A 14209-nucleotide genomic window follows, 5' to 3' on the forward strand; every position below is an offset into this window, starting at 1 on the left:
GGGATCAGACCTCTTCGACCGAGCTGGGCTCGCGGCGGGACAGGTCGATGCCGAGCTCCTCGGCGGCGCGGAAGACGTCCTCCTCCGCGTCGCGCAGCTCGATGCTCGAGCCGTCCTGGGAGAGCACCTCCACGTTGAGGCAGAGGGACTGCATCTCCTTGACGAGCACCTTGAACGACTCCGGGATGCCGGAGTCGGGGATGTTCTCGCCCTTGACGATCGCCTCGTAGACCTTGACGCGACCGGGCACGTCGTCGGACTTGATCGTGAGCAGCTCCTGCAGGGCGTAGGCGGCGCCGTACGCCTCCATCGCCCAGACCTCCATCTCGCCGAACCGCTGGCCGCCGAACTGGGCCTTGCCGCCCAGGGGCTGCTGCGTGATCATCGAGTAGGGGCCGGTGCTGCGCGCGTGGATCTTGTCGTCCACGAGGTGGTGCAGCTTCAGGATGTACATGTAGCCGACCGACACCGGGTCCGGGAACGGCTCGCCGGAGCGGCCGTCGAAGAGCCGCGCCTTGCCGTCCTCGCCGACGACGCGGACGCCGTCGCGGTTCGGGATGGTCGCGCTCAGCAGACCCGTGAGCTCGTCCTCGCGGGCGCCGTCGAACACCGGGGTCGCGACCTTGGAGTTCGGGGCGGCCTTGTCGGCGCCGATCTTGATCAGGCGCTGCTTCCACTCGGCGTCGTTCACGTCGCCGGTGAGGTTGAGGTCCCAGCCCTGCTTGGCCAGCCAGCCCAGGTGCAGCTCGAGGATCTGGCCGATGTTCATCCGTCGCGGCACGCCGAGCGGGTTCAGGATGACGTCGACCGGGGTGCCGTCCTCCATGAACGGCATGTCCTCGACGGGCAGGATCTTGGCGATGACGCCCTTGTTGCCGTGGCGTCCGGCGAGCTTGTCGCCGACCGAGATCTTGCGCTTCTGGGCCACGTAGACGCGCACCAGCTGGTTGACGCCCGGCGGCAGCTCGTCGCCCTCCTCGCGGTCGAAGACCCGGACGCCGATGACGGTGCCGGACTCGCCGTGCGGCACCTTCATCGAGGTGTCGCGGACCTCGCGCGCCTTCTCGCCGAAGATCGCGCGGAGCAGCCGCTCCTCGGGGGTCAGCTCGGTCTCGCCCTTGGGCGTGACCTTGCCGACCAGGATGTCGCCGGTGGTGACCTCGGCGCCGATGCGGATGATGCCGCGCTCGTCGAGGTCGGCCAGCATCTCCTCGGAGACGTTCGGGATGTCCCGGGTGATCTCCTCGGGGCCCAGCTTGGTGTCGCGGGCGTCGACCTCGTGCTCCTCGATGTGGATCGAGGTGAGGATGTCCTCCTGCACCAGGCGCTGGCTGAGGATGATCGCGTCCTCGTAGTTGTGGCCCTGCCACGGCATGAAGGCCACCAGCAGGTTGGTGCCCAGCGCCATCTCGGCGTCGTCGGTGCACGGGCCGTCGGCGATCGGCGTGCCGACCTCGAGCCGGTCGCCGGCCGAGACCAGCGGACGCTGGTTGATGCAGGTGCCCTGGTTCGAGCGGCGGAACTTCGCCAGCCGGTAGGCCGAGTAGGTGCCGTCGTCGTTCATCGACTCGATGAGGTCGGCGGACACGTTGGTGACCACGCCGGCCGCGGTGGCGGTGACGACGTCGCCGGCGTCGACCGCCGCGCGGTACTCGATCCCGGTGCCGACGTACGGGCTGTCGCTGGTGATCAGCGGGACGGCCTGACGCTGCATGTTGGCGCCCATGAGCGCGCGGTTGGCGTCGTCGTGCTCGAGGAACGGGATCAGCGCGGTCGCGACCGACACCATCTGGCGCGGCGAGACGTCCATGTAGTCGACCTCGGCCGCCAGGACCTCGGAGACCTCGCCGTCGCGCTGACGCACCAGCACGCGCTCGTCGACGAAGCGGTTCGCGTCGTCGAGGGTCGCGTTGGCCTGCGCGATGACGTAACGGTCCTCGTCGTCGGCGGTGAGGTAGTCGATCTGGTCGGTGACCTGACCCTCGACGACCTTGCGGTAGGGCGTCTCGACGAAGCCGAACGGGTTGATCCGCCCGTAGGACGCCAGCGAGCCGATCAGGCCGATGTTCGGGCCCTCAGGGGTCTCGATCGGGCACATGCGGCCGTAGTGCGATGGGTGGACGTCGCGGACCTCCATGCCGGCGCGGTCGCGGGACAGACCGCCGGGGCCGAGCGCGGAGAGGCGACGCTTGTGCGTCAGACCCGCGATCGGGTTGGTCTGGTCCATGAACTGCGAGAGCTGCGAGGTGCCGAAGAACTCCTTCAGCGCCGCGACGACCGGGCGGATGTTGATCAGCGACTGCGGCGTGATGGCCTCGACGTCCTGGGTCGTCATCCGCTCGCGGACCACGCGCTCCATGCGCGCCAGGCCGGTGCGCAGCTGGTTCTGGATCAGCTCGCCGACCGACCGCATGCGGCGGTTGCCGAAGTGGTCGATGTCGTCGGCGAGGACCGGGAGCGTGGCCGGACCCTCGGCGAGGGTCTCGGGCAGCGGCAGCTCCTCGCGACCGTCGTGCAGCGCGACGATGTACTTGATCGCGGCGACGACGTCGTCGACGGTCAGCGTCTGCTGGTCGAAGGCCTGGGTCAGGCCCAGCTTCTTGTTGATCTTGTAGCGACCGACCTTGGCCAGGTCGTACCGCTTGGGGTTGAAGTAGTAGTTGTTCAGCAGCGTCTGCGCCGCCTCGCGCGTCGGCGGCTCGCCGGGACGCAGCTTGCGGTAGATGTCGAGCAGCGCATCGTCCTGGCCCTGGGTGTTGTCCTTCTCCAGGGTCAGCATCATCGACTCGTACTCGCCGAACTCCTCGCGGATCTGCTCGTTGGTCCAGCCGAGGGCCTTGAGCAGCACCGTGACGTTCTGCTTGCGCTTGCGGTCGAGGCGCACGCCGACGAGGTCGCGCTTGTCGATCTCGAACTCCAGCCAGGCGCCGCGGCTCGGGATCAGCTTGGCGGTGTAGATGTCCTTGTCGGACGTCTTGTCGGCGGTGCGCTCGAAGTACACGCCGGGGCTGCGGACGAGCTGCGAGACGACGACGCGCTCGGTGCCGTTGATGACGAAGGTGCCCTTGTCGGTCATGAGCGGGAAGTCGCCCATGAAGACCGTCTGGCCCTTGATCTCGCCGGTGTCGTTGTTGGTGAACTCGGCCGAGACGTAGAGCGGCGCGGAGTAGGTGAAGTCCTTCTCCTTGCACTCCTCGACCGTGTACTTGGGGTCGTAGAAGACCGGGTTCTCGAACGAGAGCGACATGGTCTCGGAGAAGTCCTCGATCGGGGAGATCTCCTCGAAGATCTCCTGCAGACCGGACTTGGAGGAGACGTCCTCGCCCTCGGCACGACGGCGCTCGACCTCGGCGGCCCAGCGGTCGTTGCCGATCAGCCAGTCGAAGCTGGCGGTCTGCAGGGAGAGGAGCTGCGGGAGCTCGAGCGGCTCCTGAATCTTCGCGAATGAGATGCGGCGGGGGTGGGAACCAGAGGCGGTGCGCGCGGCCAAGAGGAGTCCTTCGGCGGTTCGGCTCGTCGACGGCGTCACCCCCCACCACTCCGCCGCCTGACAGGCAGAGGGCATCTGAGGGCAGACGCAAAGGCCAAAGGTACACGGCACGAGGGCGCACGGCAACCCGCGCTGTCAAGCGACGCGATGATGATGACCGGCGCCGGGCGGCGGGTCAAGCACCTCTCCACCGGCGCCGCCCCGGACGCCTCGTCACACGGCGCCGCGCGCGGCGCGGTGGGTCAGGAGACGCTGAGGTCGTCGAGCAGCCAGGAGCCGTCCTCGCGCACCATCGTCACCGTCACCTGGTTGCGGAAGACGGTGGGCGCGGTGCGCTTGGCGTTGGTCGTGAGCTGGTCGACGAACGCCAGCACCTGCACGCGGTCGCGACCCGTGCGGGTGACGCCGGTGCTGACGACCTTGGCCTGCACGACCGCCTTGAGACCGGGCGCGTTCTGCTGGATCACCGTGAACAGCCGGTCGTAGTCGTCGCGGGCGTACCGCTGGGTCATGTACGAGCGCGCCGCCGAGGCGTCCTGGTCGAGCGAGCGGTAGTCGTAGGAGAGCACCGGGCCCAGGGCGCGGGCGGCGACGCCCTCGGCCTCGGCGGCGCCGGCGTCGTCGACGGGCGCCCGCACCTGGAGCACCCCGACGACGATCGTGACGACGAGCAGCGCGGTGGCCGCGACGCCCGCGACGAGCAGCGCCCAGGTCGGCACCGTGCGGACCGGGCGGGGCGCGGAGGCGGACTCGGTCGGCGCGGGGTCGTCGACGGCTGCGGCCGAGCCGGCGGGCCGGGCGACGGCCGGGGGCTCCTTCTCGAGCGGGACGGGCGTCGGCTCGGACGTCGACTTGGGGGCCGTCTCCCCGGCGAGCTCGGCGTCGTGCGCGGCCCGCTGGTCGGGGTCGAGCAGCACCTCGGCGGCCTGGTTGAGGGTGCGGAACCGCCGGTCGGTCGGGCCGAGGGCGCCGATCTGCGCCTGCCAGGCGGTGCGGATCTCCTCGGGGGTCGCGTCGGGCTCGACGCCCAGCACGTCGTACCAGGACGGCGTCATGGGGTGGCCTCCCCGCTCGGGGCGCTGGACGGCGTCGGGACAGCGGTGCCGCCCGCGCCACCCGTGCCGTCGGTGGCGCCGCCCAGGGGGTCCTGGCCGGTCGTGCCGTCGCCGCCGGCCCCCTGCTGCAGCTGACGGACGTCGGTGAAGTCGTCGACGAGCCAGCGGCCGTCGATGCGCACGAGCGAGACGACGAAGCGGCCGAGCTGGGGCGGCGCCTTGACGGTCTTGCCCTTGTCGTCCTTGACCGAGGCGTCGATGGCGACGGGCACCAGCACGGACGCGGAGTCGGCGTCGAGGGAGTCGACGCCGGCCCCGAGCACCGAGCCCTTGACCGTGAGGCCGGAGCCGGCCACGCGGGACTCGGGCAGGGTGACGCTCTGCAGGAACGAGGTCTTGAACTTCGGCGTGACGAGCTGCTCCACCGCACTGCGGTACGACGGCATGGTCTTGGTCGTGGCGTCGAGCTGGTCGGGCCCGTAGGTGTTGACCCGCTGCACGAACTCGCGGGCGACCGCCATCACGGCGTCGCGCTCGGGCTGGCTGTCGGTGCCGCGCCGCAGCAGCAGCGTGGCGAGCGTGCCGGCCGAGCCGACGGCCACCACCAGCAGGACCACCAGCAGCACCAGCCGCAGCCGGGCTCCCGAGCGAGCAGGGCTCGAGTCCGGGGACGCCTCGACGACCGCGCGACGGGCCTCGTCGCGCTCGTCCGGATCGGACCGGGTCACCGGCCGGCCGTCAGGGGCTGGAGGTACAGCCACTTCCAGGAGTCGGCACCCAGGCTGGCCGGGGCCTCGCCGTCGACCTGCACCTGGCGCGAGAGCCGCGGGTCGGTCGACGGGTCGCCCCAGTGCAGCCTCCCGGTGGTCGCGTCGTACGAGGCGACGACGGGCGCGGTGCCGTCGGTGTAGTCGACGCCGGCGCGCGGCACGACGAGGTTCTGGTAGCCGCGCGGGTTGCTCTTGGTGATGGGGTCCTTGCACCGCGCGTCGGTGTTCATCGGCGTGTCGGAGCGCACCGGGTCGGGGGACGCCTGGGTCTCCGGCAGTCGCTGCTTGGTGCCCTCGTAGCCGTTGGTGCACGGCTCGGTCGTGGAGAGGATCAGGCCGAAGTGGGCGTCGTAGAGCCCGCCGGGCGTCGCCTTCGCGACGACGCTGAACGCGCCCTCGACCACGTAGGGGTAGATCACCAGGAACTGCTGCAGGCCCGGGATGTTCTTGACGATCACCCGGCCGGTGGTGACGACGTTGTTGAACAGGTCGCCGAGCTCCACCTGGTTGTCGCGGATGAACGTGCGCAGCTGGATGGCCGCGCCGGAGCCGTTGTCGATCAGCCGACGCAGGTCGGGGTCGGAGGCCGCGAGCACCGAGGAGAACTGCGAGAGCTGGCTGGCGAACGTCTTGAGGTCCGAGGTCTGGTCGACCTGGGTGCGCAGCACCGTGTTGGCGTCGCGGATCAGCGCCGTCGTGGTGGCGAAGTTGTCGTTCGCGGTCTGGATGAACGACGTGCCGGTGTCGATCAGCCGCTGGAGCGAGGGACCCGTGCCGGCGAAGGCCTTGCCGAGCTCGGTGATCGTGGTGCGCAGGGCGTCGCGGTTCACCGAGGAGACGGTGTCGCTGAGGTCAGCCAGGAGGGTCTCGGTGGGCAGCGGCGTGCGGGTGTCGGCGGCAGCGACCTCGGAGTCGGCCTTCAGGTACGGCGCCTCGTCCGTCTGCGGCTGCAGCTCGAGGTACTGCTCGCCGACGGCCGAGCGGTTGCCGACCACGGCGAGCGTGTCGGCCGGGATGGTGTCGAAGCGCTTGTCGATCGAGAGGTGCGCGTCGACGCCCGCGTCGGTGAGGACGAGCCGGTCGACCCGGCCGATCTCGACGCCCCGGTAGGTGACCTCGCCGCCGGCGAACAGGCCGCCGGACGACGCCAGGTGCACCGTGACCGGGTAGCTGGTGTCGCGGAAGAAGCGGTCGAGCTTGGCGTACTTCGCACCGGTGTAGGTGACGCCGAGCAGCGTGATGAGGACGAAGACCAGCAGCTGGAGCTTCGTGCGACGGGTGATCACTTCGACATCATCCCCGGGACGAGCAGTCGGACGAGGCTCGGGTCGAACGCCTCGGTCATCTGGCGGAGGGTGGGGCCGCGCTTCGGGTCGACCGGGCCGAGCCCGAGGCCGGGGCGGTTGAGCCCGAGCGCGCCGCCGAGGATCGAGCCGAGCCCGCCGAGCGGGTTGCCCGTGCCGGCCGAGCCGCCCGAGCCGCCGGACGCGCCCGCGCCGGCACCCGGCAGGCCGCCCAGCGGCGGCAGGCCCGGGACGGCGTTGAGCACCTGGCAGACCAGGACGTCCTTGTTCGCCGACTTGCGGCACTCGGTGCGCAGCTGCAGGAGCTCCTGCGGGGTGCTCAGCACCTTCTGGCAGGCCTTGCTGGTGATGTTGCCGCTGCGCAGGCAGTCGAGCACGTTGCCCACGATCTTGGTCGGGTCGAGGTCGCTGGGCAGGAGGGTCGGCAGCGACGTCGGCAGGCCGAAGCCGCCGGAGAGGTCGATCTCGGCCGACAGGTTGGTGTAGTCGCCCATCGCGAGGTCCTTGGCGGTCTGCGGGTTGCGACCCACCACCTCGTCGACGAACGGGAAGGTCAGGAAGCTGCTGAAGGCCTTGACGAAGGCGTCGCCGGAGTTGGCGAGCTCGGTGAGCACCGGCTGCAGCTGCCGCACGGTCTCGATGGTCGAGGCCTTGCTCGCCGAGATGACCCGGACGCCCACGTTGCCGAGACGGTTCAGCGCCTGCAGCACCTTGACGAGGTCGTCGCGCTGCCGGTCGATCGAGGAGATCGCGCTGGGCAGCTCGTCGAGCGCCAGGTTGATGTTGCGCTGCTGGCCCTTCGCCGAGAGCGCGAGCCGGTTGAGCGACTCGATCGCGCGGACGATGTCCTGCTTGCGGTCGGCGAGGTTGCCGGTGAGCGTGGAGATCTGGTTCAGCACGCTGCGGGCCGAGTCCTCGCGGCCGTCGAGCGCCTTGTTGAGCTCGGTCGCGATCGTCTTCAGCTGCGCGACGCCGCCGCCGTTGAGCACCAGGCTCAGCGCGCCGAAGACCTCCTCGACCTCGGGGTTGCGGCCGGTGCGCTGCAGGTCGATCTCGTCGCCGTCGCCGAGCCGGTTCGCGCTGGGCGCGCTGAGCGGCGGCGAGAGGGACACGAACTTCTCGCCGAGCAGGCTGGTCTGGCGGATGTCGGCGATCGCGTTGTCGGGCAGGTCGACCGACCGGTCGATCTTCATGGTCACCAGGGCGTCGTAGCCCTGGAGCTGGACCTTGGTGACCTCGCCGACGGTGACGTCGTCGACCTTGACGGTCGACTTCGGCACCAGGTCGAGCACGTCGCGGAACTGGGCGGTGACCGTCATCGGGTCGTCGCCGGTGCTGGCGCCGCCGGGGAGCGGCAGCTCGTAGACGTCGAACTGGCAGCCGGTGAGCAGCACCGAGCCGAGCGCCGTGGCGGCGAACAGCCGCAGCAGGCGCGGACGGGCGGGGCGCGTCATCGGTTCACCTCCACCAGACCGCCGAGGGTCGGGTCGTAGGAGCGGGCGTTCGGGTCGGGGGCCGAGGTGCCGCGCAGGGCCGCCGAGGCGCCCGGTCGGGGCAGGATGCCCTTGAGGACGTTGCACAGGCTGCTGCCGCCGGGCAGCTCGTTGGCGTAGGTGCAGAGGAAGAGCGCGGGGTTGCTCGTGAGCTGCTTGGCGAGCTGGCCGACGTTCGCGTTGGTGTCGAGCGTGCCGGCCTGCGGGTTGTAGGTGAGCGCCAGGTTGTTCAGCGCCAGCGGACCGGCCTTCAGCGCCTCGTCGAGCTCGGCGCGCCGCTTGACCAGCACCTTCGCGACCTTGTTCAGGCCGGTGATGTCGCGCCCCAGGACGCCCCGGTTGGTCTTGACGAACGAGGAGACCTCGGTGAGCGCGACGCCGAGGTTCTTCAGGGCTGCGGCGAGCTCCTGGCGCTCGCCCGACAGCTGCGTGCTGACGTCGGCCAGCGACTGGCTGAACCGGCGCACGGTCGTGTCGTTGTCGGCGAGCGTCTTGACGAACCGGCCCAGGGCCTTGGTGGAGCCGAAGAGCTCCTCCTTGTTGTCGTCGAGGGTCTGGGTGAGCTTCGAGAGGTTGCCGATCGTCTGGTTGAAGCGCTCGCCCTGGCCGCCGAAGTTCTTGGCGGTGGTCTGCAGCAGGTCGCTCAGGGCGCCGGTGCGGTTGGCGCCCTTCGGGCCGAGGGCGACGGTGAGGTCGTCGATGCTCGAGTAGATCTGGTCGAGCTCGAGCGGGACGGCCGTGCGGTCCTCGCCGAGCACGGTGCCGCTGGCCAGCGTCGGTCCGCCCTTGTAGACGGGCGTGAGCTGGATGTAGCGGTCTCCGACGATCGACGGGGCGACGATGACGGCCTTGGCGTCGGCCGGCACCTGGATCTTGTCGTCGTAGCTCATCTTCACGAGCACCTGGGTGCCCGACGGCGTGACCTCCTCGACCTTGCCGACCGGCACGCCGAGCACACGCACGTCGCTGCCGACGTAGACCGAGACCGTCCGCGGGAAGCTGGCCGTGAGCGTCCGCTGGCCGTCGCCGCCCATCACCGCGATGGCCGCGGCGACGAGCAGGACGACGAGGACGAGCGGCACCGCAGCGCGGCGCAGCAGGTGGACGGCGCTCACGAGACGCCCCCTCCGTTCGGGAGATTCGGGATCGGGAGGAGGTTCTGGATGTAGGTGTCGAACCAGGGGCCCGTGCCGAGGGTGTTCGCGAAGACCCGGTAGAAGGGCGCGAGCAGCCGCAGCGAGTTGTCGATGTTGTTCTGGTTCTTGTTCAGCACCGCCAGCACCCGCTCGACGGTGTCGAGGGTGGGCTTGAGGTCGGCGCGGGTGTCGCGGACGAGACCCGTGAGCTGCTGGGAGACCGTCGAGGTCGAGACCAGCAGCTGGTGCACGGCCTCGCGCCGGGCCACCAGGGCCCGGAAGAGCACGTCGGCGTCACGCATCAGGCCGATGACGTCCTGGTCGCGCGCGTCGAGGGTGGTGCTCACCTTGTTCAGGCTCTTGAGCAGCGAGTTGATCTGGTCGTTCTTCGCCGCGATGTTCGACGACAGCGCCGAGACGCCCTTCAGCGCGGAGCGGAACTCCTCGGGCGTGTTGCGGGTCAGGTCGGCCAGCGTGGAGAGGGACTTGGCCAGCTGGTCGGTGTCGATGCGCGACGCGGTGTCGGCCAGGCCGCTGAAGGCGTCGACGACGTCGAACGGCGAGCTGGTGCGGGCCATCGGGATGCTCGAGCCGTCGTCGAGGCTGCCCTGGCCGGCCGGGTCGAGCGAGACGTACATCGAGCCGAGCAGGGTGGCGACCTTGATGTCGGCGCGCGTCTGGTCGCCCAGGCGCGTGTCGGTGTCGAGGCGCAGGGTGGCGCGGACGTGGTCGCCGTCGAGCTCGACGGAGTCGACCTTGCCGACCCGCACGCCGGCGACCCGGACGGGGTCGTCGGCCTTGAGGCCGCCGGCCTCGGAGAAGTCGGCGTAGACGGTGTCGCCGCCGCCGATCAGCGGCAGGTCCTGGGCGCGGAAGGCGGCCAGGAACAGGCCGATCAGGACGGCGATGCTGACGGCGCCGACGACGACGGGGTTGCGCTCGCGGAAGGGCTTCATCGCAGGTTGCACCTCGGCTGGTTCGTCTTGTAGCCGCCGCTGCCGGGCAGGCCGAGCTCGACGCGGAGGCCGCCGGGCAGGGTCACGGCCGGCACCGCGCAGAGGTAGAAGTTGAACCAGGAGCCGTACGTCGCGGTGCGTCCGACCTTGTTCAGCTTGTTCGGCAGCACCTGCAGTCCGCGGTCGATCTCGCCGCGGTTGCGGTCGAGGTTGTCCGCGAAGCGACGCAGCTGCTTGATGTCCTCGGTGAACGGCACGCGGATGCCCTTGACCAGGTCGGCGGTCTGGACGGCCAGCGCCGAGATCTGGTCGAGCGAGTCGAGGATCGGACGGCGGTCGGCCTTGAGGCCGGCCACGAGCGTCCGGAAGTTCACGATCAGGGCGCTGAGCTGCTTGCTGCGGTCGCCGAGGTTGCTCAGCACGTCGTCGAGGTTGGTGATCAGCGAGGTGATCACCTGGTCGCGGTCGGCGAGGGTGTTGGTGACCGACGCCGTGGTGCGCAGGAGGTCCTCGAGGGTGCCGCCCTCGCCCTGGAACACCTGGACGACCTCGTAGGAGAGCTTGTTGATGTCGTCGGGCGAGAGCGCCTGGAAGAGCGGCTTGAAGCCGTTGAACAGCATCGTCAGGTCGAGGGCCGGACGGGTCTTCGAGGTGTCGATGACGCTGCCGGGCTGGAGGCGCCCGGAGTCGCTGCCCTCCTGGGTCAGCGAGATGTACCGCTGGCCGACGAGGTTGCGGTACCGGATGGTCGCGTGGGTGGCCTGGGTCAGCTCGGTCGCGTTCTGCACCGAGAAGGTGATCTCGGCGCGGTCGCCGTCGTCGGCGACCCGGACGTCCTTGACCGTGCCGACCTTGACGCCCGCGATGCGCACGTCGTCGCCCTTGTTGACCCCGGCGGCGTCGGTGAACATCGCCTTGTAGGTGCTGGCGCTGGCGAAGGTGAAGTTGCCGATCACGATCACCAGCAGGCTGGTGGCCAGCGCCGTGACGAGCATGAAGACGCCGAGCCGGGTGAGGTCGCCGGCGGTCTTGCGGTCGAGCGGGTTGCGGAACCTCATCCGATGCTCACCTTCGCTCCGCGGGCCATCGGGCCGACGAGCAGCGGGCCGAGGTCGGGGACGTCGGCATCGGACACCCCGAGGCCGGGGGCGAGCAGCGAGCGCAGCAGGGCGGTCTCCTGGGGGCTGGCGACGTAGGCGTCGGCGTCGTCGGCGGCGGTGCCGGTCAGGGCGTAGCCCGGGGCGACGCGGCTGGTGCCCTTGCCGGTGGGCGTGTTCACGCCGTCGGCGAAGTTCGGCTGCACGCGCACCGGGTTCTGCTGGTTCCACGGCGGGTTCGGCAGGTTGACGCAGGCCGGTCCGCGGTTCTCGCCGAACACCGGCCGGTCGGCCGGGGTGTAGGCGCGCGGCTGGTTCGGCAGCGTCTCGAGCACGATGTGCAGGGTGAAGTCGCGGAAGGCCTGGGCCTCGCGCTTGCTGGCGTTGAGGATGCCCTGGGACAGGCACGGGAACTCCGGCGAGTACCGGGAGAGCACCTCGAACTGGCGCTGACCGACCTTGCCGAGCTCGATCAGGTTGTCGCCGTTGACCTCGAGGAAGCCCCGCGTGGTGTCGGAGAACGCCGTGATGTCGCGGAAGAGCCGGGTGAGCTTCTGCTCGCGGCCCTCGAGCGTGGTCGTGGTGGTGACGGTGTCGCGGAGGATCTGGCCGATCTGCGGCAGCACCTGCGCGTAGGTGTCGGACACCTGCGAGGTCAGGCGCAGGTCGTCGAGCAGCGCCGGGATCTGCGGGTTGAGCCGCTTGAGGTAGGCGTCGAGGGTCTCGAGGTTCTTGCCGATCAGCTCGCCGCGGCCCTCGAGGGCGGTGGCCAGCGCGTTGAGCGTCATGTTCAGCTGCGCGGGCTGGACCGTGCGCAGCAGCGGGTAGAGGTCGGAGAGGACCTTCTCGACCTCGGTCGAGACCTGGGTGCGCTCGATCACGGCGCCGGTGCTGATCGGCTGCGCGGACGGCTGCGAGGGCACGACCAGCGACACGTACTTCTCGCCGAACAGCGTCTTGGGCACGATCGAGCCGGTGACGTTGGCGGGGATGACGTCCCGCTCGTCGGGGTAGATGCCCAGGGTGACGGTGGCGCCGTCGCCGTCGGTGCTGGTCTTGAGCACCTCGCCGACGATGACGCCGCGGATCTTGACGTCGGCCCGCGACGGCAGCTGCAGGCCGATGCTCGAGGTCTTGAGGGTCACCTCGTCGTAGCTGGAGAACTGCTTCGTGAAGATGGCGTACGTCAGGTACACCAGGCCGACGAGCAGCGCGAGGAAGCCGATGCCGAGCACCTTGGTGCCCGCGCCGAGACGGTTCAGGAGGCTCACCGGATCACCCCGCCAGCCGGACGGTCGTGGTGGTGCCCCAGATCGCCATCGAGAGGAAGAGGTCGATGACGTTGATGGCGACGATGCTCGTGCGGACGGCGCGGCCCACCGCCACGCCCACGCCCGCGGGCCCGCCGGAGGCGTTGTAGCCGTGGTAGCAGTGGATCAGGATCACCGTGACGGCGAAGATCAGCACCTTGCCGAACGACCACAGCACGTCGCCTGGTGGCAGGAAGAGGTTGAAGTAGTGGTTGTAGGTGCCTGACGACTGCCCGTAGAACTGCGTGACGACGAGCGCCGAGGCGGTGTACGAGGCGAGCAGGCCGACGACGTACAGCGGGATGATCGCGATCAGGCCGCCGATGACCCGGGTGGCGACGAGGAACGGCATCGACGGGATGGCCATCACCTCGAGGGCGTCGACCTCCTCGGAGATGCGCATGGCGCCGAGCTGGGCGGTGAAGCCGCAGCCGACGGTCGCGGCGAGCGCGATGCCCGCGACGAGCGGGGCGATCTCGCGGGTGTTGAAGTAGGCCGAGACGAAGCCGGTGAGCGCGGCGGTGCCGAGCTGGTTGAGCGCCGCGTAGCCCGAGAGGCCGACCTGGGCTCCGGTGAAGAAGGTCATGCCGATGATCACGCCGACGGTGCCGCCGATGACGGCGAGGGCGCCGGAGCCGAGGGTCACCTCGGCCAGGATGCGCAGGATCTCCTTGGGGTACCGCACCACCGAGCGCGGCAGGGCGCGCAGGACGCGCAGGTAGAACGCGACCTGCTCGCCGAGCCGGTCGAGGGACCCGAGGGGTCGCTGGTAGATGCCACGGATGCTCGCCACTGGTCTAACCCGTCTTCGGCGGCACGATCTGCAGGTAGATCGTGGAGAGGATGAAGTTGACGACGAACAGCAGCAGGAAGGTGATGACGACGGACTCGTTGACCGCGTCGCCCACGCCCTTCGGGCCGCCGCCGGCGTTCATGCCCTTGTAGGAGGCCACGACGCCGGCGATGAGCCCGAACACCAGCGCCTTGAACAGGCCGATGTAGAGGTCGGGCAGCTGCGCCAGGGCGGTGAAGCTGGCGATGTAGGCGCCGGGCGTGCCGTCCTGGAGGATCACGTTGAAGACGTAGCCGCCGGCGACGCCGACGACGCTCACCATGCCGTTGAGGAACACCGCGACGAGCATGCAGCCGAGCACGCGCGGGACGACGAGGCGCTGGATGGGGTCGATGCCCAGCACCATCATCGCGTCGAGCTCCTCGCGGATCTTCCGCGCGCCGAGGTCGGCGGCGATGGCCGACCCGCCGGCGCCGGCGATCAGCAGGGCGGTGCCGATCGGCGCCGCCTGCTGGATCACGGCGAGCACGGAGGCGGAGCCGGTGAAGGACTGCGCGCCGAACTGCTTGATCAGACCGCCCACCTGCAGTGCGATGACCGCGCCGAAGGGGATGGCCACGAGCGCCGTCGGGATGATCGTCACCGAGGCGATGAACCAGGCCTGCTGGATGAACTCCCGCAGCTGGAAGGGACGGCGGAAGAGCCCGCGCCCGACGTCGAGACCGAAGGCGAACAGCTTGCCCGCGGTGCCGACCGGCGCGAGGACCCGCGCGGAGGTCAGGGATGCCACGTACCCACGCGCTCC

The 14209-nt window shown here is 70.0% G+C and carries 11 protein-coding genes; all 11 read right to left on the reverse strand.

Annotated elements, in window-relative coordinates; translation table 11 throughout:
* Positions 1 to 4: 4 nt before the first annotated feature.
* Positions 5 to 3490: a DNA-directed RNA polymerase subunit beta gene (gene rpoB, locus K8Z61_RS12035; RefSeq protein WP_224129817.1), complete on the reverse strand. Its 3486-nt coding sequence runs from the start codon at positions 3488 to 3490 to the stop codon at positions 5 to 7.
* Between the two features lie 242 nt (positions 3491 to 3732).
* Positions 3733 to 4545, reverse strand: coding sequence for a DnaJ domain-containing protein (locus K8Z61_RS12040; protein ID WP_224129819.1), 813 nt, complete (start codon positions 4543 to 4545; stop codon positions 3733 to 3735).
* Positions 4542 to 5273 carry a hypothetical protein gene (locus K8Z61_RS12045; protein ID WP_224129821.1) on the reverse strand — a complete coding sequence of 244 codons (732 nt, stop codon included), beginning with the start codon at positions 5271 to 5273 and terminating at the stop codon, positions 4542 to 4544. The genes K8Z61_RS12040 and K8Z61_RS12045 overlap by 4 nt, the downstream gene beginning before the upstream one ends.
* A complete protein-coding gene (locus K8Z61_RS12050; protein ID WP_224129823.1) occupies positions 5270 to 6601 on the reverse strand; it encodes an MCE family protein in 1332 nt (443 codons plus the stop codon). Before K8Z61_RS12050 ends, K8Z61_RS12045 begins: the two co-directional genes overlap by 4 nt.
* Positions 6598 to 8073 (reverse strand): MCE family protein, encoded by a 1476-nt coding sequence (locus K8Z61_RS12055; protein ID WP_224129825.1) that lies wholly within the window; start codon positions 8071 to 8073, stop codon positions 6598 to 6600. Before K8Z61_RS12055 ends, K8Z61_RS12050 begins: the two co-directional genes overlap by 4 nt.
* The gene (locus tag K8Z61_RS12060) at positions 8070 to 9227 is read right to left on the reverse strand and encodes an MCE family protein (RefSeq protein ID WP_224129827.1); all 1158 of its coding nucleotides are present in this window, start codon (positions 9225 to 9227) and stop codon (positions 8070 to 8072) included. Before K8Z61_RS12060 ends, K8Z61_RS12055 begins: the two co-directional genes overlap by 4 nt.
* Positions 9224 to 10204 carry an MCE family protein gene (locus K8Z61_RS12065; RefSeq protein ID WP_224129829.1) on the reverse strand — a complete coding sequence of 327 codons (981 nt, stop codon included), beginning with the start codon at positions 10202 to 10204 and terminating at the stop codon, positions 9224 to 9226. Before K8Z61_RS12065 ends, K8Z61_RS12060 begins: the two co-directional genes overlap by 4 nt.
* Positions 10201 to 11262: an MCE family protein gene (locus tag K8Z61_RS12070; protein ID WP_224129831.1), complete on the reverse strand. Its 1062-nt coding sequence runs from the start codon at positions 11260 to 11262 to the stop codon at positions 10201 to 10203. The genes K8Z61_RS12065 and K8Z61_RS12070 overlap by 4 nt, the downstream gene beginning before the upstream one ends.
* Positions 11259 to 12572 carry an MCE family protein gene (locus tag K8Z61_RS12075; RefSeq protein WP_224129834.1) on the reverse strand — a complete coding sequence of 438 codons (1314 nt, stop codon included), beginning with the start codon at positions 12570 to 12572 and terminating at the stop codon, positions 11259 to 11261. The genes K8Z61_RS12070 and K8Z61_RS12075 overlap by 4 nt, the downstream gene beginning before the upstream one ends.
* Positions 12573 to 12576: 4 nt before the next feature.
* Positions 12577 to 13404: an ABC transporter permease gene (locus tag K8Z61_RS12080; RefSeq protein WP_224129835.1), complete on the reverse strand. Its 828-nt coding sequence runs from the start codon at positions 13402 to 13404 to the stop codon at positions 12577 to 12579.
* Positions 13405 to 13408: 4 nt separating this feature from the next.
* Entirely contained in the window at positions 13409 to 14194 is a 786-nt protein-coding gene (locus tag K8Z61_RS12085; RefSeq protein ID WP_224129837.1) for an ABC transporter permease, read from the reverse strand.
* Positions 14195 to 14209: the final 15 nt, after the last annotated feature.

The sequence above is a fragment of the Nocardioides sp. TRM66260-LWL genome (assembly GCF_020075545.1).
Taxonomy (GTDB): domain Bacteria; phylum Actinomycetota; class Actinomycetes; order Propionibacteriales; family Nocardioidaceae; genus Nocardioides.